Here is a 24,116-nt window from a genome sequence, read left to right as displayed (position 1 = left end):
ATGGCAACATGCGCTTTTTTATTTGCATCAACATCCAAAAAGTTTGCTGCATAAAAAAAGCCAACAGTAAATACTGAAGGCTTCTTATTGTTGCGAAGCTAGGGATCGAACCTAGGACCTTCGGGTTATGAGCCCGACGAGCTACCGCTGCTCTACTTCGCGGTGCAAATATAGGCCGGCAAGCCTTTTCGGCCAAACAATTTTATAAGACTTATTTTTGTGCCTTATTTTTTACCAGTGAAGACAGGATTTGTCAACATATTCGGAAGGCCTAATGCGGGGAAAAGTACTTTGCTCAACGCTATCATGGGCGAAAAGCTGGCTATTGTTTCCTCTAAAGTGCAAACCACAAGGCACCGCATCAAAGGCATTTTAACCGAAAACGATTACCAGATTATTTTTTCGGATACGCCCGGCATCATCGAGCCCAAATACAAGCTGCACGAACGCATGATGCAGGCCGTAAAAAGCTCGCTGGAAGACGCCGACCTGGCGCTGTTGCTGGTTGATGTGAACGACAATTGGGAAACCTGCGATGCTATTTTTTCGGCGCTGCGCCTGAAGGTTGATGCGCTGGTGATCATCAATAAAATTGACAAAGCCACGCCGGAGAAAGTTGCGGAAGCAACTGCGTTTTTTGGCAGTAAAAAGTATTGCAGCGGCACTGTTACCATTTCTGCATTGCAGGCCGGGCAGGTAAAACAACTGATCGAAAAAGTAGCGGAGCGTTTGCCGGAAGGCGATCCTTATTTTGAAGAAGACGAAATCACAGATCTGTCGGAACGTTTTTTTGTTGCCGAATTGATCCGTGAAAAAATATACCAGTTGTTTGAAGAGGAGATACCTTATCAAACCACTGTAGTGGTGCACGAATTCAAACACAAATCATCGCTGATAAAAATTGGCGCCAACATCATTGTTCAACGCGAAACACAAAAGGCCATCATACTGGGCGAAGGCGGCAAAATGATCCGGCAGATTGGCACCAATGCCCGCAAGGACATTGAAAAGTTTCTGGGCCAAAAAGTGTTTTTGGAGTTGTTTGTAAAAGTGCGGCCCAAGTGGCGTGAGAACGATTTGTTTTTGAAAGAATACGGTTATTAAAGCACCGCATTTTTACACCTGAATTTTAATAGCGCAATTAACAAGTTCCCTGTTTAGGGACAACCAAGTTTATATGGGATTTACAGTAGCAATTGTAGGCAGGCCAAACGTAGGCAAAAGCACATTTTTCAACCGCTTGCTTGAAGAGCGGAAAGCCATTGTGGAAGACACTCCCGGTGTTACCCGCGACCGGCAGTACGGCGTTGCCGAATGGAATGGCAAAGCGTTTAACGTAATTGATACGGGCGGTTTTGTGCCGCAAAGCGAAGACGTTTTTGAACGCGAAATCAGGAAGCAGGTGCAGATAGCACTGGACGAAGCTAACCTGGTGTTGTTTGTAGTGGATGCCATTACCGGCATCACCAACCTGGATGATGCAATGGCCGATTTGTTGCGCCGCGCTACCAAACCGGTTATCCTGGTAGTGAACAAAGTGGACAACAATACACGCATGTTGGAAGCCACCGAATTTTACAGCCTGGGTTTTGAACAACTGCATTTTATTTCTTCCATCAGCGGTAGTGGCACCGGCGATCTTCTGGATGCGGTAACGGAACTGATACCCGATACCGAAGAAGAAGCCGACACCGAAAGCGAGGTGCCCAAGTTTGCCATTATTGGTCAGCCCAATGTTGGTAAATCATCTTTGCTCAATGCATTGGTAGGAGCGGAGCGCACCATTGTAAGCCATATTGCAGGTACTACACGTGATACAATCCATACCCGGTACAACTTGTTTCAAAAAGATTTTGTACTGATAGATACGGCCGGTATCCGCCGCAAAAACAAAGTTGAAGAAGACCTGGAATTTTATTCGGTTATACGTGCCATTAAGGCCATGGATGAAGCCGATGTTTGCCTGCTGTTGCTTGATGCAGAGAAAGGCATCACTGCACAGGACCTGAATATTTTTAGCCTCGCGGCCCGCAAAGGCAAGGGGCTGGTGGTGCTGGTAAACAAATGGGACCTGGTGGAAAAAGAAACCAACACGGCCCGCGATTATGAAAAGGAATTGAAGAAGCGGCTGGCTCCATTCAATGATGTGCCCATCATTTTTGTATCGGCGAAAGACAAGATCCGCATTTTTCAGGCCATTGAAAAAGCCTTGCTGGTGGCTGAAAACCGCCACCGCAAAGTGCCCACTTCGCAGCTCAATGAAGTGATCTTGAAAGCGATTGAAGCATTCCATCCGCCGGTGGTGCGTGGGCATGCAGTGCGCATCAAATACATCACGCAACTGCCAACCAAAGTGCCGTCGTTTGCATTTTTCAGCAACTTCCCGGATGACATTAAAACACCATATCGTAACTATCTGGAAAACCAGTTGCGTGAACATTTTGATTTTACAGGAGTGCCGGTGCGCATCTATTTCAGAAAGAAATAGTAGTTGTTGAAAAAAAAGCGCAGCGAAGATTTGTAAGTTAAAACTGAGCCATTACTTTTGCGCCCATTAGTTCATAATTCGTATAAAAAAGTACAATGAAAAAGTTTTTCGCTATTGCCGCTATCGCCGGTACCCTGGTTGCCTGTGGCAACGCTTCTGAAGCAGAAAGCACTGTTGATTCAACTGCAGTTGCTCCCCTGGAAACAGCTCCTGTAGACACTACTGCTACTGCTGTAGACAGCACTGGTGCTGCTATCGTTGACTCTGCTGCTGCAGCTGTTGACTCTGCAAAATAATTGTACTGTATACGTACTTCTTGCAAGAAGGTCCCTCCGCAATTGCGGAGGGATTTTTTTATGCATCGGTGAGATTAAAACTGCAGTTGTCACACTGTTGCACCTCTCAATTGCTGCAGCAATAGGGATACATCTTTTTTAAATGCCTGCAGCTCTTCTTCCTGCTGAATGATGAATTGATTTTCTGAAAATTTACCAACCACTTCTTCCATTTGCTCCATGTTGTCGTACACCATTTGGCGGAACGGGTTTTGGTAATCTTTTTCCCGCGAAGCATGAATATTTTTAGTCAGACGTTCTTTTGTTGCCACTGCTTCTTCTATCCATGCAGCCAGCATTTCCTCGGTCAGGCTTTCAATGGTTTGTCCTTTTATTTCGAGCAGCGATGCAAATGCATGCAGCCGTTTTTGTTCGGTGTAGTTGGCGCCGGCTTCTTTGTAAAAACGATGTACTTCGGTCCAATTGGTAAGCGTGCCATTTTTAATACCGGCTAAAAGCTTTGCCACGCCTGATTTTGGCACCAGTTGCCCGCCGATGTTTTCCCATTCTTCCCGCACAAGTGTGTTGCCTATTTGTTGCTTTAATCCCTCTAATGTATTGATGCCGTTAGTTCCCCACCAGCCGCACTGCTGTTGCACGCCATACAACACAATCAACTCCCGGAACAGGTGATAGGCCGATGATGCTTTCACGATGTGCACCGGCCTTTTGCTGTTTTCAAAACCTGCGCCGCGTAGCTCCAACGTTTCACCGGTATTTTGTTGCAGTTGCGCTGCGCCTGTTTCCTGCAATGCTTCAATCGATGAATTGGGAGCAGCACCGGCAGCAAGTGCGGCGCACCGCTCCAGTGTTGCTATGCCCCTGAACAATTCATTAATAGTGTCCGGTGCCAGGTAATTGTATTCAATGTGCTGGATCTTTTCAATGCGCTTATCACGGTCTGAGTATTTGGCTGAATTGCGGGCCAATGCATACATGTTGTACATAAACCAATACCCGGGCATCAATACCAGCGTATCGTTGCTTTCATTGTTGCTCACTAGGCTAAACGGAATGTCGATATTCAATTCCGCCGGGTAGTCGCCTTTTGCCAGCAGCGTGAACGATGCAAATTTGGAATTGTGTTTTAAACTCACACAAAGGCCTGGCCAAAAGCCGCGGCCAGCAATCAATTCGCCGTCAGCTGCGCGGCTGTTGTGGTTGGAGCCTATGGTTGCACCAGCAGCCATATTGCTTTGACCCATTACCAATGCGGCACACAAGAAGGAGTTGTTGTGGTGTTGTTCGTGTGCCGGGTAAATAAGCGAATTCAACACTTCGCAACAAGAGATCGTGGCATTATTACCAAGATAGGAGTTGATCAACCGGGCGCCGTATTTTAATTGGCTATTAGAGGCCATATAAAAACGCACCGCTTTCACGCCGTAAAACAAGCGGCATCCTTCACCGATGATTCCATTCACCAGTTCGCAACCTTCACCAATTTGTGTTTGCCCTTCGGGCGATGAATTTATGGTAAGGTTTTTTAATTTGTTGGCGCCTTTGATGTATGCATCCGTGCCGATCCAAACATCTTTAATGATGCTGGTGTGCTTGATCACCGTGCGGTCGCCGATTTTACCATAATAGCCGCGGCGTTTATCAAAGCGTTCTTCAGTAAAAACTTTGAACTTTTCCAGCAGTTCATCGTCTTCGCGGTGCTTCGACCACAAGTACGCATCGCCCGGCAGCATCCCATTAAAAGGCATGATGCGGCGGCCGCCATTTTCATTGCGCACTTCCAGCCACACGCGGATGGATTCATCTTCACCATCTTTGATGATGCCGTTGCCAAATTTGGAATGATCGGTAGCATGCAGCTCATGCACATTGGCAATCATCACTTCGTTCCCGAGAATGTAATGCGCCATGTAATTTACATTCGATACAACCACATTATCGCCAAAATCGCAACTGATGATGGTGCTGTTGTACAGGCCCACCGGCAAGCAAACATTGTGGTATTCCAGAAACACCGGTTCCAATTTGCCGATGCGCACTAACCCGTAGAACTTGCAGTTTTTTACCAGTTCGGGATTAAAGTCATCCGACACGCAGATTTTGTTCCAGTCGTCGGAAGTGTTATTGTTGCGCACCAGCATTTCTATTTCATATGCCGATAAGTTGCGGTACGAAATGCCATTGCGGTTTTGCAGGTTGCGCAGGTAATACTCATCGGCTTCTGCAGGCAGGTATTCCTGTGCCACGTAATTGTAGCCTAGCGTATTGAGTGGGCGTTTATGAATAGCGTTCATTGCTGATTGAAGGGTTTAAGTAGTTTTTAAGGATAGTGGAAATTGGGACAAATGCCGATGCTATTTTAATAAAAAAAATGCGTAAAGAACAGCAGCTGCTGCTTTACGCATTTCAAAAAAAAATCTCAGGTGTTTGGCTTATTCAACAGTTACTGATTTTGCGAGGTTGCGGGGTTTATCTACGTCCAACCCGCGGGCCACGCCAATGTAGTAAGCCAGCAATTGCATGGGAATAACCGAAAGCATCGGCGCAAGGATCTCATCAGCTTCCGGCACCACAATCACATCGTTCGAAAGAGAGATGCTTTGCTCATCGCCTTCGTTGATCACCGAAATAACCATGCCTTTCCGTGCCTTGATCTCCTGCATGTTGGAGATCACTTTCTCGTGGTACGAATCTTTTGTAGCGATGAACACCACCGGTAGCGATTCATCCACCAACGCGATGGGTCCATGCTTCATTTCAGCTGCGGGATAGCCTTCCGCGTGGATGTAAGAAATTTCTTTCAGCTTCAATGCACCTTCCAAAGCCACCGGGAAATTGTATCCGCGGCCGAGGTACAGGAAGTCCTGCGCATCTTTATATTTTTCCGCCAGGTCTTTAATCTGATCAACCGACTGCAACAGTGTAGCCACCTTTTCAGGAATCGCTTCCAGTTCTTTCAGCAGTTGCAGGTAACGTTGCTGGCCAAGGGTACCTTTTTTGTAGCCAACAGTCAGTGCAATCATCGTGAGCACGGCAAGTTGGGCCGTAAATGCTTTGGTAGAAGCAACACCGATTTCGGGACCGGCGTGTGTGTACGCACCTGCATGCGAAGCACGGGAAATGGATGAACCTACCACGTTCACCACACCAAGGATGATGGCACCTTTTGATTTCGCATTTTCAATGGCAACCAGTGTATCGGCAGTTTCACCGCTTTGCGAAATGGCAATGATCACATCGCCGGGATTGATCACCGGGTTGCGGTAGCGGAACTCAGATGCGTATTCCACCTCCACGTTGATGCGGCACAATTCTTCAAAAATATATTCGGCAACCAGACCGGCGTGCCAGCTGGTACCGCAGGCCACCATCACAATGCGGTTGGCATTCATGATCTGCTCGGCATATTTCTCAACACCGCTCATGGTAATGGTGCCGGCTGTGGCATCGAGACGGCCGCGCAGGCAATCGTAAATAGTTTGCGGCTGCTCAAAAATTTCTTTAAGCATGAAATGGTCGTAACCGCCTTTTTCAATAGCGGCCAGTTCCATATCCAGCTTGGTAATGAACGGCGTCTGGCGTTCGTTGCCCAGGTTTTTCAAGATCAATTCATCGGGGCGGATGATGGCAATTTCATAGTCGTTTACATACACCACTTCTTTGGTGTACTCGATGATGGGCGATGCGTCGGATGCGAGGAAGTGCTCGTTTTTACCCACACCAATAACCAATGGGCTGCCTTTGCGGGCTGCGATGAGTGTTTCGGGATTTTCGCGGTCGAGCAGCACGATAACATAAGCGCCCACTACGCGTTTCAGCGCAATGCGCACTGCTTCTTCGGGTTCGCAGTTATTGTTTTTTTGAATATCGTCAATAAAGTTGAGCAACACCTCGGTATCGGTATCGCTGTGAAATACGTAACCTTTATTGACCAACTCCTGCTTTAGTTGCGCATAGTTTTCAATAATGCCGTTGTGGATCATCGCAAAGCGGCCGCTGGCGGCAGTGTGCGGGTGTGCATTGCGGTCGGAGGGTTCGCCGTGGGTAGCCCAGCGGGTGTGGCCGATGCCGATGTTGGAGTGCAGGTCTTTGCCTTGCAGTTCTTCTTCCAGGTTGGCAACCTTGCCTTTTTTCTTATATACTTTCAGCCCGCCGTTGAGCAGCGCAATGCCTGCACTGTCGTATCCGCGGTACTCCAATCGCTTCAGTCCTTTCAGTATGATAGGGTAGGCTTCACGCTGGCCGATATACGCAACAATTCCACACATAGGTGTTGGTGTTTGGTTTTAATTGAGCCGCGAAAATCTGAAATGATTGGCGAATTACAAAACCACATCCATTTTACTTATAATAACTTTCCATCGAGGATCGTAAATGCTATAGAAAAATAAATAATAAGACCTGTTACGTCTACCAGCGTGGCCACAAAAGGAGTGGAGGATGTAGCCGGGTCGGCTCCCAGCCTTTTGAGCAACAACGGCAGCATAGAGCCCATAAGCGTGCCCCACAACACAACGCCAATAAGGGACAGGCCAATGGTAAATGCCAAAGCCAGGTAATATTGGCCCAATGTGTCCGATACAAAGTTCCACGTAACAATCACCGAAATGCCCATAATGCAGAGCGTGGTGCCCAGCAGGAGGCCGGAAAAAATTTCCCGCCGCATGATGCGCCACCAGTCTTTGATGGTGATTTCGCCCAGCGCCATGGCTTGTATGATTAGCGTAGCCGCCTGCGATCCGCTGTTGCCGCCACTGGAAATAATGAGCGGAATAAACGTGGCGAGGATCACCACTTTTGCTATTTCGTCTTCGAACTGGTGCATGGCCGAAATGGTCATCATTTCGCCTACAAACAATACCATCAGCCAGATCACCCGCTTTTTAAACAGCTTGAACAGCGGCATTTCGAGGTAAGGAAATTCAAGTGCCTCGGTACCACCAATCTTTTGCATGTCCTCGCTAAACTCCTCGCTGGCCACCCACAACACGTCGTCGATGGTAACGATGCCCAATAGCTTGTTACTGTTGCTCACCACCGGCAGCGCTACGCGGTTGTTCATTTTAAACGCCTCGTTGGCCACTTCCTGGTCGTCGAATGCATTGAGGGCAATCACCCGTTCATCCATCAGTTCGCTCACCTTTGTTTTGGGATCGTTGAGGATAAATTCGCGGATCCGGATGTCATCGAGCAGGTCGCCTTTTTGGTTGATCACGTAGATCACGTCGATGGTTTCGCTGTTTTTGCCCACCCGGCGAATGATGTCGAGCACTTCGGCAATAGTATTGTGCTCGTACACGTACACATAATCGGGCGTCATCAGGCGGCCCACGCTGTTTTCGGGGTAGCCCAAAAGCGACAGCGTGATTTTTCGTTCCTGTGGGTCCAGCAGTTTGATCAGTTCCCGCACCACGCTGCTGGGCAATTCTTCCAGGAAAGCGGTACGGTCATCCGCAGGCAGCTCGTTCAGGAGTTCGGCCGTTTTTACGGGCGGCAGCGTTTGCATGATCCGCTTTTGGGTGGGAAACTCCAGGATGCGGTACACGCCTGCGGCGCGGTGGATGGACATGTTGGCAATAATGCTGCTTTCGTACTCTTCATACTCGTAAATGAGGTCGGCCACGTCCGAAATGTTCTGGTCGTCCAGGAATTGCCGGATCTCCAACACGTCGTTTCCCTCCAGCACCGCTTCAAACTGGTCCTTCAAATCGCCGATGGTTGTTTCCAATGCCATGGGCCAAATTTACCGAATGCAAACATTCCGGTTGCTGCCTTAATTTGCAAGCATGGAGGAGCCGCAATATTTTTTGTCCGACCTGGTGGCTATTCGGCATACGCCCAACCGCGGCCGCGGCATTTTTGCGCAGGCAGCCCTGCCCGAAGGCCTGCTGCTCGAAACAGCACCGGTGATTGTAATGCCTGGTGCACACCGCACCCTTATCGACCAAACGTTGCTGCACGATTATATTTTTATCTGGGGCGAAGCCGAGGACCAGTGTTGCATGGCGTTGGGATATGTGGCGCTGTACAACCATGCATCACCCGCCAATTGCGATTACCTCATGGATTTCAAACAGCAAACCATTTCTATCATCACTGTCCGAAACATTGCGGCTGGTGAGGAATTATTTATTAATTACAACGGTGATTGGAATGATGAAAAGCCGGTTTGGTTTGCAGCGAGTTGAGGGTTGATTCGTGGCGTTTACGGCAAATGCATTGCTTTAATCAATGGCGTTTTTTACCGCCCTTGTTTCTGCTTTATAAGATCGTTGTTTCTTTTGTACCCAGCTTTGGTAATGCTATTGAGCTGCTGTTGCGTCGCACACTTTTAAGTTCCGTACAACTATTGCGCTTTATCTAGGTACCTGTAGCGAATTGGCGCCTTTAGGTAATGTCATGCGGAACTTGTTTCGGCATCTCCTACCCCTCGCGGAGTTTACAAAAGCACAAGGAGCTGCCGAAACAAGTTCGGCATGACAAACCTTGATTGTAATGATTGTCCTACACCAACGCTGAAATCACACTCTTTGATTGCAATGCTCTTTGCCTGCCAACCATGCTTTTTGCTTGTCATCCTGAGCGCAGCGAAGGATCTGAACCTGCACCAGCGCAACCGTCGAAGAGAAAGTGAACATACATTTCCGCAATAGCCGCTGCTACTACCACACTCAGATGCTTCGCTGCGCTCAGCATGACAAGCAAAGTCCCTAATTGTAAAAGAGAATGTCGACGAAAACCTTTCGGCTCATAAAACGTAAATAACAACGCCGCATCCTACTTTATCATCCCCTTAATCTCATTCAACTTTAACAACGCCTCCACTGGCGTCAACCGGTTGATATCGATGGTTTCCAGCAGTCGCCGGATATCTTCAAATGTTTGGCTGTGCGCATCAAAAATGCTCAACTGCATTTTGGGTCCACCCAAGCCTTTCAGGCTTTGTTCGGTGGGTTTGTCGGCATGTTTTTCTTCCAGTTGCGCCAGCACTTCACGGGCACGCTCTACTAGCTCGGGTGGCATGCCAGCCATGCGGGCCACATGAATACCAAACGAATGGGTGCTGCCGCCCGGTGCCAGCTTGCGGAGGAAAATGATCTTGCCGCCGATCTCTTTATTCGTCACATGAAAGTTGCGCACCCTCGGCAATTTGCCTTCCAGTTCATTGAGCTCGTGGTAGTGGGTAGCAAAAAAAGTCTTGGGTTGATGGACCGACCCGTGCAGGTATTCAACAATGCTCCAGGCAATGGAAATGCCATCGTAGGTAGAAGTACCGCGGCCAATTTCATCTAGCAGTATCAGGCAGCGCGGAGAAATGTTGTTGATGATGGAAGCCGTTTCATTCATCTCCACCATAAAAGTTGATTCGCCGGCATTGAGGTTGTCCGATGCTCCCACCCGGGTAAATATTTTGTCCGTCAGCGGAATGCGGGCATTGGCCGCCGGCACGAACGAACCCATATGCGCCATCAGCGTAATGAGTGCTGTTTGCCGCAGCAGCGCCGACTTACCACTCATATTCGGGCCGGTCAAAATGATGATCTGTTGCTCCGTTTTATTGAACACCACATCATTGGCCACATAGCTGTCGCCGGGCGGTAAGGTGCGTTCAATCACCGGGTGGCGGCCTTCTGATATTTCGAGTTCTTCGCCCTCATGCATGCGGGGCTTTTTGTAATTATACTGCAATGCGTTTTGTGCAAAACAGCAAACACAATCTAGCGTAGCTACCACTTGTGCATTGGCCTGTATGCAGGAAAGAAAATCGTGCAGCTCGGCCACCAGTCCTTCAAACAACTGCAACTCGATGGCTAATATCTTTTCTTCAGCGCCGGTTATTTTTTCTTCGTATTCCTTTAACTCTGGTGTGATATAGCGCTCTGCGTTGGCCAGCGTTTGTTTGCGCATCCATGCAGGGGGCACTTTGCCTTTGTGCACATTGGTCACTTCAAGGTAGTAGCCAAACACATTATTGAAACCAACCTTCAACGATGATATGCCGGTGCGGTCAGCTTCTTGTTGTTGCAATTGCAGGAGGTACTCTTTACCGTGAGTGGCAATGCCGCGCAGTTCGTCTAAATCTGCATGAATATTTGCCTGGATGAAACCACCTTTCTGCGCCTGTGCCGGTGGGTTTTCAATTACCTGTTGTGCAATTTTTCCGGCTATGTACAAACAGGGATTAAGCGCATCTGCAAGGCGTTGCAGGTAAGGGTTTTGGGCGGCAGCACACCATTCTTCTATTTGCGCCACCTGCTGCAGCGACCGCGATAATTGCAGCAATTCGCGGGGATTTATTTTGCGCAGCGGAATTTTGGCCACCAGCCGTTCCATATCGCCGCATTGCTTGATGGCCTGCACCAGTTGGTTGCGCAATTCGGTATGTAAAATAAGATGCTCCACCAAGTCCAGCCGTTCGTTGATGCGCTGCAAATCTCTGAGCGGAAAATGCAGCCAACGCTTCAGCAGGCGGGCACCCATGGGTGATGCGGTTTGGTCGAGCACCGATAAAAGATTAGCGCCGCCTTCGTTGCTGCCAGCCAGTTCCAGGTTGCGCATTGTAAACCGGTCCATCCACAAATAGTCACCTTGATCGATGCGCTGAAGCGCTGTAATATGTTGCAGGTTCGGGTGCTCTGTTTCTTTTAAATAATGCAACACCGCACCGGCTGCAACCAGCCCCAACGGTAAACCTTCCACGCCAAAGCCTTTTAGCGAATGCGTATCAAACTGCCGCAGCAGCGACTCCTGCGCATAATGATCTTGGAAAATCCATTCATCGAGTGTATAGGTATAAAAGCGGCCCGCAAATTCTTCTTTAAAGCGGCGCAGGTATTGCCGTTGAAATATCACTTCGGCAGGCTTAAAGCCGTTGAGCAATTTGTCGGCGCTTTCACGGTCGCCTTCGGCCACCAGGAATTCGCCGGTGGAAATATCCAGGAATGCAAGGCCATATTTTGCCGCACCATCAAAATGTATGGCGGCCAAAAAATTGTTGGTACCGTGGTCGAGCAGGCGGTCGTTGGTGGCAGTGCCCGGTGTGACCATTTCGGTGACGCCGCGTTTGACAATGCCTTTTACGGTTTTCGGATCTTCGAGCTGGTCGCAAATCGCTACGCGGTAACCGGCCTTTACCAACTTGTGCAGGTAAGTGTCCAAAGCATGGTAGGGAAAACCAGCCAGTTCATTATCGGCGCTGCCGTTGTTACGTTTGGTCAGCGTAATGCCCAGCACTTGCGCCGCAATGATGGCATCGCCACCAAAGGTTTCGTAAAAATCGCCAACGCGAAACAGCAGGATCGCATCCGGGTATTTTTGTTTGATGGCGCTGTGCTGCTGCATCAATGGGGTTTCCGCAGTTTTCGCTTTGCTCATAGTGTGGGGCAAAAATAGTCGGAAGTCCGATGTCGGATGTCGGAAGATGGAAGAATACCATTTGAAGACTGTTGCCGGCGATTGAATTTGTACACAATCCCGCCTTACTCCGATGTGCCGTTCGGGTTATGACCTTGATTTTTTACTTTTTCAAAAAATGCGCAATTGAGTTAAGTAGTAGTTTATCTTCCGACATCTGTCTTCCAACTTCCGTCTTTCCTACGTTACTGTCTTTCAGCTACTTTTGCGCCATGCGCAAATTGAAGACCACCGAGTTGGGCCGGCTGAGTGTGGAGGAATTCAGGGAAAAAGAAAAGCTTCCCATCATTGCCGTTTTGGAAAATGTTCGCAGCGCCTATAACGTAGGTTCTTTTTTCCGTACGGCAGATGCATTTTTGCTGGAAGCCATTTACCTGGTGGGCTACACGGCATTTCCGCCGCACAAAGAGATCCGAAAAACCGCGCTGGGAGCGGAGGATACCGTTACCTGGAAACATTTTAAAACACCTGCGGAAGCCTTGGCCGACTTAAAGTCCATGGGTTACGAAGTATATGCCATTGAGCAGGCGAGTGGCAGCAACCAATTGCAGCATTTTTCCGGCGGCGAAAAAGTTGCTGTTGTTTTTGGCAACGAAGTAACTGGTGTTGAACAATCCACCATCGAAGCGTGTAATGGCTGTATCGAAATACCGCAACTAGGTATGAAGCATTCCTTAAATGTGGCAACAGCGGGCGGCATCGTGTTGTGGGAGTTGGTTCGCAACAGGCTGCTGGCTGATTTAAGTTAGTTGTTTGTAAACCTGATTAAGATAGTTTTGCAGTCAAATTTTGGCCCGGGATTTTCTACCGCATTCGCGGCGCAATCAATCAATCCATGAATCAGTTGAAAAATTATTTGTCGCTTATAAAATTTTCGCACACCATTTTCGCAATGCCTTTTGCATTGATCGGTTTTTTCCTGGCAACCAGCGTAGCCATTCGCAGCTGGGTGCACGATTACCTGGGAAATGGTTTGCCGCAATATGCATCAGACAGCAGCAAGCCTCTGGGCATTTTGTTCCTGTTGGTGATCTTATGTATGGTGTTTGCCCGTTCGGCAGCCATGGCTTTTAACCGTTACCTCGATCGCGATATTGATGCCCTCAATCCCCGCACGGCCATCCGCGAAGTGCCGCGTGGCATCATCACACCGAAGAACGCCTTGCTGTTTACCATTGTCAACTGTGTTTTATTTCTTGTTTGCACCTGGTTCATCAACCCACTTTGTTTCATGCTGGCCCCGGTGGCGCTGGCAGTGATCCTGGGTTATAGTTATACCAAAAGATTTACACCGCTGTGCCACCTAATATTGGGCCTGGGCCTGGCACTGGCACCCATTGGTGCGTATGTGGCCGTAACCGGTGCGTTTCACTGGCTGCCCATTTTGTTTTCGCTTGCTGTTTTGTTTTGGGTAAGTGGGTTTGATATTATTTACTCCCTGCAGGATGAAGACTTCGACCGCAACCAGCAGCTTTATTCCATTCCATCTTGGCTGGGTAAGGAAAAGGCCTTGCAGGTGTCGGAACTGTTGCACCTGCTGAGCGCTGCCTGCGTGGTGGCTGCCGGCAAATTGGGTGATTTTAGTTACCTGTATTGGTTGGGTGTACTGGTATTTATTGGCATGTTGGTGTACCAGCATTCTATTATCAAACCCAACGACCTGCGCCGGGTGAACATTGCGTTTATGACAGCAAACGGCATTGCCAGCGTCGTGTTTTCTGTATTTGTGATTACCGATTTACTGACCCGCTAATTCGGCTTGTATGGGGCGCATCATGGCAATTGATTATGGCGGAAAACGTACCGGGCTGGCCGTAACCGACCCGTTGCAGATCATTGCATCGGCACTTACCACCATTGAAACCCACAAACTGCTCCAGTTCTTAAAAGAATATTTTGCAAAAGAGCCGGTGGATGCCGTGATCATTGGCATGCCGCTCAACTGGGACGATACCGCAACACATGCCACGCCGCTGGTAAAAGGGTTCATTAAAACCTTTAAAAAGAACTTTCCACTCATTCCGCTCACCGAAGTGGATGAGCGCTATACTTCCAAAATGGCATCAAAAGCCATGGTGGAAATGGGCATGAAAAAAAAGCAGCGGCAGGATAAAGGCATGGTGGACCAGATTGCTGCCACCATTATGCTGCAGGAGTACATGGGCCGGGTGTAGTGCCTCATTTGTATACAGTGCCACCATTCGCCGTTTTTATTTTTCCCTTGAATTTTGAGTTTCTTCACAGCAAGCCCGGGCTGCAAACCTTAATTTTGCAGCGATATTTTATACAACCTGCGCAACATGATTTTACCTATAGTAGCATACGGGCACCCGGTTTTACGCAAAGTGGCTTCGGATATTGATAGCAGCTATCCCGGCTTGGCCAAACTCATCGAAGACATGTGGGAAACCATGTATGCCTCCAACGGCGTAGGCTTGGCCGCACCACAAGTTGGCAAAGGCATCCGCCTGTTTGTGGTCGACAGTGAGCAGATTTTTGCCAACATGGACGAAGAAGAACGCAAGGAAGAATCTTATCCCGATGAACCCGGCATAAAGCAAGTGTTCATCAATGCACATATTGAAGAAGAAGGCGGCGACGACTGGGCTTACAACGAAGGATGCCTGTCGATTCCAAAAATCCGCGAAGATATTTACCGCGCCGAGGAAGTAACGCTGCGCTACCACGACGAGCATTTTAACGAGCATGTAAAAACATTCTCGGGCATCACGGCGCGGGTCATTTTGCACGAATACGACCACATTGATGGCAAGCTGTTCATCGATTACCTGTCGCCGCTCAAACGCAAGCTGCTCAAGCGCAAGCTCGACGACATTACCAAAGGAAATGTGCGGGTAGATTACAAAATGCTGTTCCCTAAATAATGAAGCGGCTTCCGTTTTTATTCTTGCTCCTGTTGCTTGCGGGTAAGGGTTTTGCTCAAACCGACAGTGCCGATGCCGAAGCGCTGCGCCGCATGGTAAACCTGAGCGAAGTGGTGATTCGTTCCGACCTGAACGTGCCCCGATTTCTGCAGCAAATAAAAACCGACACTACTTTTTACAAAGCTTTCCGCAACCTGCGCATTCTTTCGTTTACATCGCTGAACGACATCCGTATGCAGGATAAAAAGGGCAAGGTTGCGGCGACGCTGCAAAGCCGTACCCGCCAGTTGCGGCAGGATGGTTGCCGCACCATGCAGGTGTTGCAGGAGCAAACCACAGGCGACATTCGCGACCGCAGTGGCGACTGGAATTATTACACCGCCGAACTCTATGCCGGCCTGTTTTTTACACAGGGAAAAGTTTGCGGCGAAACCAACATTGTGTCGGGCACGCAGCGCAAAGTGCGGCAAACCAAAGGGCTGGAAAAACACAAGGAACAACTCAAAATGATGTTCTTTAATCCCGGCAAAAAGATCCCGGGCATTCCGTTCATTGGCGATAAGCTCGATGTGTTTGATAAAGACGTGGCCCGCTTTTACGACTTTAACATTGATGTGGAAGATTACCGCGAAGTGCCTTCGTATAAATTTACTATCCAGCGCAAAGAAGGGCTCAGCAGCGGCGAACGGGACAAGATTGTTTACGACAACATCACCACCTGGTTCGATGCCAAAAACCTTTCTATTTTAGGCCGGGTGTACGACCTGAGCTACAATGCAGGTGTGTATGATTTTGACGTGCACATGGAAGTGCAGATGACGCATTTCAATGGCCTGCTGGTGCCCAACCTGATTCGCTACAACGGCAACTGGGACGTGGCATTTAAGAAGCGGGAACGCGGCATTTTCACCGCTACGCTGTTTGATTTTGCACGATAATATTTGTGCTTTGCCGTTCCCTTATTGCTCCGCAAGGCCTGCCGACTCTTTGCTATTTTTTTGTAACCGGCATTTGTTCTGAATTCAGCATCGGTTGCGTCGCACACTGCAACTGCAGTGCCTTGCTTAACATTTTTCAAACGCCAATTTCTTACAAGCCCCAATAAAAAAGCAGCACCGAACCAGTGCTGCTTTTTTATTAATCGCTTAACGAATCTTAATCAACTTTTCCTTTCAGCACATGCTGCGAATAGCCGCGCCATTTTTCAATCACCGTTGCCATATCCACCGGCACCGGCGACTCGAAATGCATCTCAACACCAGTAACGGGATGCACAAATCCCAGCGTCCGGGCATGCAGCGCCTGGCGTTTGCAAATCTGAAAACAATTGTCTACAAACTGCTTGTATTTGCTGTAAATAGTGCCTTTTACAATTTTATCGCCGCCGTAAAAATCATCGTTGAACAGCGGGTGGCCAATATATTTCATGTGCACCCTGATCTGGTGGGTTCTTCCGGTTTCCAGCACGCATTGCACCAGCGTTACATAGTTCATCCGCTCCAGCACGGTATAGTGCGTGGTGGCGTCTTTGCCATGTTCGCCATCGGGGTAGGCTTCAAATAGTTTGCGGAACCGCTGGTTGCGGCCCACATGCGCTTTAATCGTGCCGGTATCATTGGCTACATCGCCCCAAACCAGGGCCAGGTATTGCCGCTTTACGGTATGATCGAAAAATTGTTTGGCCAGGTGCGTCATCGCTTTGCCCGATTTGGCCAACACCAGCAGGCCGCTGGTGTTTTTATCAATGCGGTGCACCAATCCAAATCGTGGCAGCGTGTCTTCCGAAACATCGGGTAGGGTTTGCTGCAGGTAATAAGCCACGCCATTGAGCAGCGTGCCGCTGTAGTTGCCGCTGCCCGGGTGCACCACCATGCCCGCCGGTTTATCAATCACCATCAGGTGCTCATCTTCAAACACAATGTTCAGCGCCATTTTTTCGGGCACTATTTCCGTCGTTTCCGGCGACACATCGGAATATACAATGATGCTATCGAAAGGCTTTACCTTGTAATTCTGTTTTACCGGCTGGTTGTTTACCAGCACCATGCCGCTGTTGATGGCCCGCTGCAACTTATTGCGGGTGGCGCCTTCAATGCGGTTCATCAAAAACTTGTCGATGCGGTAAGGCTCCTGTCCTTTATCGGTCACAAAAGAAAACCGTTGGTACAATTCATCGCCTGTTTCCTGTTCGCCGGTCAGCGGCTCTTGATCGGGGGCCATAGCCCGCAAATATACTGATGCCCAAATTAGCGGCAGATGTGCGCTGCGCCAAACGCAGTAAATTTGCACCCATGCCACAACGCACCGCCATATTTAAAGACCTGGGAAAGCTGGATTATAAAACCGCTTGGGACCTGCAGGAAAGCCTGTTGCAACAAGGTGTTGCTGTAAAGCAGTCGCCGGCAAGTGCACCGGATGGCCCGGCTGAAAATGCCGTGGTGCAGAACTACTTGCTGTTTGTGGAACACCCGCCGGTGTATACATTAGGCAAGAGTGGCAAAATGGAACATGTGCTCATTTCGGACGAAGAACGGGATGCAAAGGGCATTGAATTTTTTAAAATAAACCGCGGCGGCGACATTACGTTTCATGGCCCCGAACAAATTGTAGGTTATCCCATCATCGACCTTGAACAGTTTTACACCGACATTGGCCGCTACCTCCGCGAACTGGAAGAAGTGATCATCCGCACCCTTGCTGACTACGGCATCGAAGCAGGCCGGTCGCCCGGCGAAACCGGCGTGTGGATTGAGCCCGGCGTGCCCGGCAAGGAACGGAAAATCTGTGCCATGGGTGTGCGCTGCAGCCGCTGGATTACAATGCACGGCTTTGCGTTCAACATCAATACTGACCTGAATTATTTTAATTATATCGTTCCCTGCGGCATTGCCAACAAAGCGGTTACATCGCTGCAGCAGGAACTAGGCCGCGCAGTGCGATTGGAAGATGTAAAGGAAAAATTAAAACACCATTTCGCCGAGGTGTTTGGCGTGGAGTGGGAGTAGAGCCGAACTACAAAGACGCCAGCAAAAGAAGTTACACGAAGAAAACATCTTGTGGCTCTTCGTTTCCTTCGTGGTTCAAAGCCTAAAAATCATTCGCCAGGAAAAACCGGTTTTTTTCTACCAGTTTATCATCGTTGTACAGTTCAAACTTGAACCAGCCGGCGTGCAAAAAGTTGGCTTTGTCCAGAGTGAGTGCCGTTTCCTTGATGTTTTTCATTTCAAATAAAAACGAATCGTCGTTTTCAAAAAAACGAATGCGGTATTGTTGTTTGTCGGCATCGGGCAGGTTTACAAACAGGTAGCCGTCTTTATTGGTGTACACATACACCGATGGTATGTACTCCGGTTTTTTAGGCACTACTGTTTTTGCCGAATCTTTTCTAACGCCGTTCACCTGTCCCTGGATACCCGAACCCGGCGCCACTACGGCAGCAGCATTGGCCGTATCGAGCAACGGCCGTTTTGCAGGCGTGGTCAAAAAGTTGCCGCCATCCAGCATAATGAACAGGCGGTAAAACATCCGGTCGTTTGGTGCTTTGGTGTCTACATAACCATTTTGCACGGCCATCGGGTCGGCCACACTCAACACCGTTTTATAAAAATTAAGGCTGTCGAAAGAGCGCTGTATGGAAATTTGCTTTACCTGCTGGTAGTTGTTTACCCAACCAATCACGATCCTGTTTTGCCCAACATTGCGCAACGAAAAATTGGGCAGCGTATCCTGTGCTGCAGCTTGTTGGCAGCAAAAAAACAGGAGCGAACCAATACAAAATTTTCTGATCCAATTCATAGCCGGTTTGGGATTGGCCAGCAAATATAGGATGCAGGCCTATTCGGCGCCGAAGATTAACGTTCCGGGCGGCAGCGACCGGTTGCCCTGCAATCCGCCACTATGGATAAGGAGCACATGGCTGCCCTTTGGAAAGTAGCCGGCGGCCACCAGGTTTTGAAAGGCGAAAAATAATTTCCCCGTGTACACAAAATCCGATGGGATGCCGGTTTGTTCGTACCATTCGTTCATAAAAGCGAGCAATTGCGGTGTGTGTTTGGCGTAGCCGCCACCATGATGTTCGTGCAGGATTTGTATCGGTTTGGACATATCCGGCGGCAACAAACTTTGCACAGACGCTTCCAATGAATGATTATTTTTTAGCACCGAAATGCCAATCACCTGTTGTTGCAGCGGTGCGGCAAGGTGCAAGCCCGCCAGCGTGGTGCCAGTGCCTACGGCACACATAATATGAGAAAACGATTGAATATTGATGCCTTCTAAAATGGTGGCAGCACCCAGCATGCCTTTTTTGCTGTAGCCACCTTCCGGAATGATGATGTGTTCTTTGTCGGCTATCAGCTTTAATAATTCGTCGGGAATTTTTTGATTGCGGTAATCGGTACGGCTGGAAAAAAATAATCGCATGCCCAACTTTGCTGCCTGTTGCAGTGTGGGCGATAGCACCGTTGCCCGCTCGCCGCGAATGATGCCATACGATTGCAAACCCACAGCGGCACAGGCAGCAGCCGTTGCCACAATATGGTTTGAAAACGCGCCACCAAATGTTACGATCGCTTTTTTATTGCCGCCCGTTGCAGCGGCGAGGTGCAGTTTTAACTTATACCATTTATTGCCCGAAACCACCGGGTGCACTGCATCGAGCCGCAACACAGCTGCCCGCAATTGTTGTTGCTGCAACTGCGGTTGCGAAATCGATTGCACTGCTGGTATGGAATTTATAATAAACGACATGCCGTTTGACAAGTGGCGAAAATATTTACTTTCGTTTCCAATTTTACAACAATATGAAACCTACACTCCTGATTATGGCCGCCGGCATGGCGTCGCGTTATGGAAGTATGAAGCAGATCCAGCAGTTTGGCCCCAGCGGCGAAACCATCATGGATTACTCCATTTACGATGCAATAAAGGCAGGCTTTGAGAAAGTTGTTTTTATCATACGCAAAGATTTTGCTGAAGACTTCAAAGCCATTTTCGAACCCAAGCTCCAGGGCAAAATCAAAACCGAATATGTGTACCAGGAAATGACGGCCTTTACCGAAGGCTACCAGGCGCCTGCCGACCGCACCAAACCTTGGGGTACATCGCATGCCATCCTTTGTGCACAGCCGTCGATCAACGAGCCTTTTGCCGTGATCAACGCCGATGATTTTTATGGTCAGGACGCATTTCAAAAAGCATACGACTTTTTGGTGAACCAGGCCAACGACCAAACTTTTGCGCTGGTGGGTTACCAGTTGGAAAACACACTTTCTGAAAATGGTTCGGTAAGCCGCGGTGTTTGCGAAGTGGATGCTGACAACAACCTGGTGCAGATCAATGAACGCCTGAAAGTGTACGAAGAAGATGGAAAGATCGTGTACGAAGAAGGGGACGGCAGCAAACATCCGATTGGCGACACCGCCAAAGCATCGATGAACTTTTGGTGCTTTACGCCGACGCTGTTCCCGTTCCTGCAAGATGAGTTCCGCAAGTTCTTAGCGCAAAGCGGGCAGGAGCTGAAAGCCGAATTCCTCATTCCTTATTCCGCCGACCGCTATATTAAAGACGGCAAAGGCGTGATCAAAGTAATCCCGACTGCTGCGCAGTGGTTTGGCGTTACCTACAAAGAAGATGCACCTGTGGTGAAGCAACGACTGGAAGCAGAAATCGCTGCCGGCAAGTATCCGCAGCGCCTTTGGTAGCTTTTTCTTTTCAGAAAAAGAAACAGCATTTTATATTAATTCCATCTCTTCAAGAGATGGAATTTTTTTCTAGCCAACTTCAGCAATGCTATTGAACTTCTGTTGCGTCGCACACTTGCACGTCCTGTATCACTATTGGGCTTTACTCATGCACTTGTAGTAAACGGTCGTCCTATGTTAGTTGTCATGCCGAACTCGTTTCGGCATCCCCTTCAAATGCGGCATTTATAAGTAGTGCAGGAGTTGCCGAATGGAGTTCGGCATGACAAACGCTGATCGTAATAAGTAGCCTAATTCATCGCTCTTATTTTGCTTTTTGTTAGTAATACTCTTTGCCTTTTAATCAAGCTACTTGCCCCTGTCATCCTGAGCGCAGCGAAGGACCTGAGCCTGCACTAGCGCAAATGGCGAATTGAAAGTGCCCCTGCATTTCCGCAACAGCCGCTGCGACAACAACACTCAGATGCGTCGCTGCGCTCAGCATGACAAGCAAAAACCCAGCGCAACAAACGAAAACCCAAAATGCCACAACACAAAAAAGCCGCAAAGACCAAAATCTTTGCGGCTAACATGTATGCTGATATTTAGTTGTTCAATTAACGCTTGATCCGGTAGAATCCCTGTGTAAAACCAAAGGCTTAATTCACCTTCACCATAAACACAAAATCCTTGATCTTCTTTACCTGCTGGGTGCGGTCCAGGTTTTTCAGCGAGCCTGCATTGGGCAGTTTTACTTTACCAAAAGCCGTGTCCTGCCTGCGCAGCGAATCAATGGCGCGGTGAATGAATTTCGATTGCGTTGCAAACACCACACCTTCGGCACTAGTTTGCTTGGTGCTCAATATGCCCACCACTTCACCAGCCTTATTCAGGATGGGACCGCCGCTGTTGCCGGGGTTAGCGGCAATGGCAATCTGGTAAGTCATCGTATCACCTTTAAAACCGGTTTTGGCAGAAAGATAACCTTCGCCATACACAATTTCATTGCGCGGATAACCCAGCGTAAACACCGGTTCAGCCAGTTCACCAGGTGTTTGTTTGATGGCGTAGGGTAGGGAAGCTGGCGCTTTAAAAGAGCTGTCTACAATCTGCAACAGGGCCAGGTCTTTTGCCATATCCATAAACACCACCTGCACTGCGTAGTCTTTACCATTATTGCCCTGGATCACCACATGGCTGGCATTCTGGATCACATGCGCATTGGTGGCCAGCAGCCCTTTGGTATTGATCAAAAACCCGGTGCCGCCGGTTTTATAAGTAATATCGGGCGGTGCGGTGGTTACATGATTTTTAACCTGGTTCAGTTCCTGGTTCAGTTCCTGGTCTTTGCGTTTCAGCGCATCGATCTGGCGGCTCAGTTGAGCAATTTCTTTAGCGGGTGCTTTCGGCGAAACCGACACCACCAGCGAGCTCAGTGCAATGGCCGTAATGCCCGCAATGGATGCGGCAATTGCGGCCACACGCTTGTATTTATTAACCAGGTAAACAACCTTGGCACGGCCTTGCAGGCGGGTAGATTGAATAGCGCCTTTCTCAGCCAAGTCAATGTGGATGTCGTTCAGTTTGCTCTTGAACTTCTTGATCTCATCGAAATGCGTGAACTGGTGCACAAAAAATGTGTGCTCCACCACCATCTGATCAATTTCAGGATTCGTTTTGCGCAGCTGCTCAAACTGCACACGTTCATCCGGGCTCATTTGCCCGTTGATGTAGCGTTCAATTTGTTCCAGCATCTTCAGTTCGTCCATCTCAGGCGTTGCTATTATAGGTACTAAAAAACAATTTCTTCAGGCGCATCAGGCATTTATACTTCTGCGTCTTGGCGTTGTCGGCGTTGGTATAGCCAAACGAAAGGGCAATGTCCTGCATATTGCGCTTTTCAAGGTAAAAGGCTTCCAGCAGGCTTTTGCAGGGTTCGCCGAGGCTGCCGATGGCTTTTTCCATGGTGGCAAACTCGTGGTTGCGCTGTTCCTGTTCCTCTACTTCCGCCTCTACGCCTACCAGCTCCAGTTCACCTTCTTCGGCTATCATAAACCTGTTTTGGTGCATCAGGCGTTTGAGCCAAATGCGCCGGCAAACCGAGTAAATAAAAGTGCCCAACTGGCTGGTGAGGGTGAAAGATTCTGATTTAGCCTTTTCGTACAAAACAATCATGGCCTCCTGAAAAACATCCTTCGCATCTTCGGCCGTTCCGTTGTTCTTTAAAACAAGCGCCTGCACCAGATTGTAATGCTCCCGGTAAATGGTTTCGATGGCCTTGCGGTCGTTCTTAGCCAGTCCCCTCAAAAGTAAAGTCTCATTGTCCGCTTTCAACGCTCATTATTTAATACCAAAAACTAAAAATAGTAACCCGCAGCCCGGCAGAAAAAATTTTTTAAAATAGTGGGTTACCTTTTTGCAAAGCGGGGAATAAACCTGGGTAGACTTAAAAATCAAACAAAAAAATGAAAAAAGCTTTTTTGATTCTTGCTGTAGCTGCTTCGGTAGCTGCCTGCAACAATGATGGCGCTTCTGCTGATAATGTAAAAGATTCTGTAGTTGACGCTATTGATTCCGCTGCTCAAGCTCAGAAAGATTCTATTGATGAAACTACCGACAGTGTAATCAATAAAGTGGAGGCCACTTTCGAAAAAACCGATTCTGCTAACAAGGCAATAGCTGACTCTGCTGCTAAACAATAATGACTGAAACCTTGACCACCATGAAACAATTCGCCTGTCTGTTTTTAACTGTGCTGCTCCTTTCGTCCTGTGGCGAAGAAGGCCGCGAAGCCAGAAACGAAGTGGACAGCGTTTTGAAAAAAGTGGAGAACAAGGCCGAGGTTCTGGCAGATTCTGCAAAAGAAAAATACAAAGACGTACGGGATCATTTGGATACGGCACTGGACCGCGACCGCAATGACACGCTGCGTTAAACTTTTCCTTAACTATCAACATTTTTTAAAAAACAACACATGAAAAAGTTCCTTGCAATTTTCGCTCTGGCTGGTGTACTGGTAGCTTGCGGCAACGACGCTGAAACAACTGACGCTACAACCGACACATCTACTTTGACCGTTGATCCTGCTACTACCGACACAACCGGTATGGGCACTGGTACCATCGGTACCGACACTACCGGTATGGGCACTATGGGCGCTGATACCACTGGTATGAGCACCACTACTACCGACACAACCACTGGCGGTCAGCAATAATTGGTTCGGTTTTAAACCGTACCCCTTTTCTGCTTTTGCCAGATCAAAGAATTTTATGGCAAGCATTCTTAAGTCGAGTCTCCCTTGTTTTCAGGGGAGACTTTTATTTTACGACTACGGAATTTACCCTGCAAG

Annotated in this window: 23 protein-coding genes and 1 tRNA gene; 14 read left to right on the top strand and 10 right to left on the bottom strand. The window is 48.6% G+C overall.

What is annotated here, in order from left to right:
• Positions 1–90: 90 nt before the first annotated feature.
• Positions 91–162: transfer RNA gene (locus tag EPD17_RS14110), tRNA-Met, on the bottom strand.
• Between the two features lie 129 nt (positions 163–291).
• Between EPD17_RS14110 and era the strand changes: the two genes are divergently transcribed.
• The 3 genes from era (at position 292) to EPD17_RS14095 (ending at position 2,784) form a co-directional block, all read left to right on the top strand.
• A complete protein-coding gene (era, locus tag EPD17_RS14105; RefSeq protein WP_240040629.1) occupies positions 292–1,104 on the top strand; it encodes a GTPase Era in 813 nt (270 codons plus the stop codon).
• Between the two features lie 73 nt (positions 1,105–1,177).
• Entirely contained in the window at positions 1,178–2,488 is a 1,311-nt protein-coding gene (der, locus tag EPD17_RS14100) for a ribosome biogenesis GTPase Der (RefSeq protein WP_132055200.1), read from the top strand.
• A gap of 95 nt (positions 2,489–2,583) precedes the next feature.
• A complete protein-coding gene (locus EPD17_RS14095; protein ID WP_114233697.1) occupies positions 2,584–2,784 on the top strand; it encodes a hypothetical protein in 201 nt (66 codons plus the stop codon).
• Positions 2,785–2,873: 89 nt separating this feature from the next.
• On the opposite strand, the gene EPD17_RS14090 is transcribed toward EPD17_RS14095, so the two are convergent.
• From EPD17_RS14090 to mgtE, 3 genes are all read right to left on the bottom strand, one after another.
• Positions 2,874–5,078, bottom strand: a complete 2,205-nt coding sequence (locus EPD17_RS14090) for a DUF4954 family protein (protein ID WP_132055198.1) — start codon at positions 5,076–5,078, stop codon at positions 2,874–2,876.
• A 138-nt stretch (positions 5,079–5,216) separates the two neighbouring features.
• Positions 5,217–7,052 (bottom strand): glutamine--fructose-6-phosphate transaminase (isomerizing), encoded by a 1,836-nt coding sequence (glmS, locus tag EPD17_RS14085; RefSeq protein WP_132055195.1) that lies wholly within the window; start codon positions 7,050–7,052, stop codon positions 5,217–5,219.
• 77 nt (positions 7,053–7,129) lie between these two features.
• A complete protein-coding gene (gene mgtE / locus EPD17_RS14080; protein WP_114233700.1) occupies positions 7,130–8,518 on the bottom strand; it encodes a magnesium transporter in 1,389 nt (462 codons plus the stop codon).
• Between the two features lie 52 nt (positions 8,519–8,570).
• Between mgtE and EPD17_RS14075 the strand changes: the two genes are divergently transcribed.
• Entirely contained in the window at positions 8,571–8,972 is a 402-nt protein-coding gene (locus EPD17_RS14075; RefSeq protein WP_132055193.1) for an SET domain-containing protein, read from the top strand.
• A 589-nt stretch (positions 8,973–9,561) separates the two neighbouring features.
• On the opposite strand, the gene mutS is transcribed toward EPD17_RS14075, so the two are convergent.
• Complete coding sequence (mutS, locus tag EPD17_RS14070) at positions 9,562–12,159, bottom strand: DNA mismatch repair protein MutS (protein WP_132055191.1); 2,598 nt, start codon at positions 12,157–12,159, stop codon at positions 9,562–9,564.
• A 251-nt stretch (positions 12,160–12,410) separates the two neighbouring features.
• Between mutS and EPD17_RS14065 the strand changes: the two genes are divergently transcribed.
• From EPD17_RS14065 to EPD17_RS14045, 5 genes are all read left to right on the top strand, one after another.
• Positions 12,411–12,947 (top strand): RNA methyltransferase, encoded by a 537-nt coding sequence (locus tag EPD17_RS14065; protein WP_114233703.1) that lies wholly within the window; start codon positions 12,411–12,413, stop codon positions 12,945–12,947.
• A gap of 86 nt (positions 12,948–13,033) precedes the next feature.
• On the top strand, positions 13,034–13,951 hold the full coding sequence (locus tag EPD17_RS14060; RefSeq protein WP_132055189.1) for a UbiA-like polyprenyltransferase: 918 nt from the start codon (positions 13,034–13,036) through the stop codon (positions 13,949–13,951).
• 10 nt (positions 13,952–13,961) lie between these two features.
• Positions 13,962–14,372, top strand: a complete 411-nt coding sequence (ruvX, locus tag EPD17_RS14055) for a Holliday junction resolvase RuvX (protein ID WP_132055187.1) — start codon at positions 13,962–13,964, stop codon at positions 14,370–14,372.
• Between the two features lie 126 nt (positions 14,373–14,498).
• Complete coding sequence (def, locus tag EPD17_RS14050) at positions 14,499–15,083, top strand: peptide deformylase (RefSeq protein ID WP_132055185.1); 585 nt, start codon at positions 14,499–14,501, stop codon at positions 15,081–15,083.
• Positions 15,083–16,021, top strand: coding sequence for a hypothetical protein (locus EPD17_RS14045; protein WP_240040628.1), 939 nt, complete (start codon positions 15,083–15,085; stop codon positions 16,019–16,021). Before def ends, EPD17_RS14045 begins: the two co-directional genes overlap by 1 nt.
• Before the next feature lie 217 nt (positions 16,022–16,238).
• On the opposite strand, the gene EPD17_RS14040 is transcribed toward EPD17_RS14045, so the two are convergent.
• Positions 16,239–17,303: an RluA family pseudouridine synthase gene (locus tag EPD17_RS14040; protein WP_132055183.1), complete on the bottom strand. Its 1,065-nt coding sequence runs from the start codon at positions 17,301–17,303 to the stop codon at positions 16,239–16,241.
• 17 nt (positions 17,304–17,320) lie between these two features.
• Between EPD17_RS14040 and lipB the strand changes: the two genes are divergently transcribed.
• Positions 17,321–18,088 (top strand): lipoyl(octanoyl) transferase LipB, encoded by a 768-nt coding sequence (lipB, locus tag EPD17_RS14035; protein WP_240040627.1) that lies wholly within the window; start codon positions 17,321–17,323, stop codon positions 18,086–18,088.
• Positions 18,089–18,170: 82 nt separating this feature from the next.
• On the opposite strand, the gene EPD17_RS14030 is transcribed toward lipB, so the two are convergent.
• Complete coding sequence (locus EPD17_RS14030) at positions 18,171–18,878, bottom strand: hypothetical protein (protein ID WP_132055181.1); 708 nt, start codon at positions 18,876–18,878, stop codon at positions 18,171–18,173.
• A gap of 39 nt (positions 18,879–18,917) precedes the next feature.
• Positions 18,918–19,832: a 1-aminocyclopropane-1-carboxylate deaminase/D-cysteine desulfhydrase gene (locus EPD17_RS14025; RefSeq protein WP_132055179.1), complete on the bottom strand. Its 915-nt coding sequence runs from the start codon at positions 19,830–19,832 to the stop codon at positions 18,918–18,920.
• 53 nt (positions 19,833–19,885) lie between these two features.
• On the opposite strand from EPD17_RS14025, the gene EPD17_RS14020 reads away from it, so the two are divergent.
• Positions 19,886–20,785 carry a nucleotidyltransferase family protein gene (locus EPD17_RS14020; RefSeq protein WP_132055177.1) on the top strand — a complete coding sequence of 300 codons (900 nt, stop codon included), beginning with the start codon at positions 19,886–19,888 and terminating at the stop codon, positions 20,783–20,785.
• 638 nt (positions 20,786–21,423) lie between these two features.
• On the opposite strand, the gene EPD17_RS14015 is transcribed toward EPD17_RS14020, so the two are convergent.
• Together EPD17_RS14015 and EPD17_RS14010 are read right to left on the bottom strand one after the other, a co-directional pair.
• Positions 21,424–22,533 (bottom strand): S1C family serine protease, encoded by a 1,110-nt coding sequence (locus EPD17_RS14015; RefSeq protein WP_114233710.1) that lies wholly within the window; start codon positions 22,531–22,533, stop codon positions 21,424–21,426.
• Position 22,534: 1 nt separating this feature from the next.
• Positions 22,535–23,098, bottom strand: coding sequence for an RNA polymerase sigma factor (locus EPD17_RS14010; RefSeq protein ID WP_132055175.1), 564 nt, complete (start codon positions 23,096–23,098; stop codon positions 22,535–22,537).
• Between the two features lie 131 nt (positions 23,099–23,229).
• Between EPD17_RS14010 and EPD17_RS14005 the strand changes: the two genes are divergently transcribed.
• Genes EPD17_RS14005 through EPD17_RS13995 form a run of 3 tightly spaced genes read left to right on the top strand, consistent with a single transcriptional unit; the run spans position 23,230 to position 23,981 of the window.
• Positions 23,230–23,466, top strand: a complete 237-nt coding sequence (locus EPD17_RS14005; RefSeq protein ID WP_132055173.1) for a hypothetical protein — start codon at positions 23,230–23,232, stop codon at positions 23,464–23,466.
• A 20-nt stretch (positions 23,467–23,486) separates the two neighbouring features.
• On the top strand, positions 23,487–23,699 hold the full coding sequence (locus EPD17_RS14000) for a hypothetical protein (RefSeq protein WP_132055171.1): 213 nt from the start codon (positions 23,487–23,489) through the stop codon (positions 23,697–23,699).
• 39 nt (positions 23,700–23,738) lie between these two features.
• Positions 23,739–23,981 (top strand): hypothetical protein, encoded by a 243-nt coding sequence (locus tag EPD17_RS13995; RefSeq protein WP_114233714.1) that lies wholly within the window; start codon positions 23,739–23,741, stop codon positions 23,979–23,981.
• Positions 23,982–24,116 lie beyond the last annotated feature (135 nt).

The sequence above is a fragment of the Pseudocnuella soli genome (assembly GCF_004347775.1).
Classification (GTDB): Bacteria; Bacteroidota; Bacteroidia; order Chitinophagales; family Chitinophagaceae; genus Flavisolibacter; species Flavisolibacter aquaticus.
The sequence above is the reverse complement of the archived record's forward strand: the minus strand, read 5'-3'. Positions and strand labels throughout refer to the sequence as shown.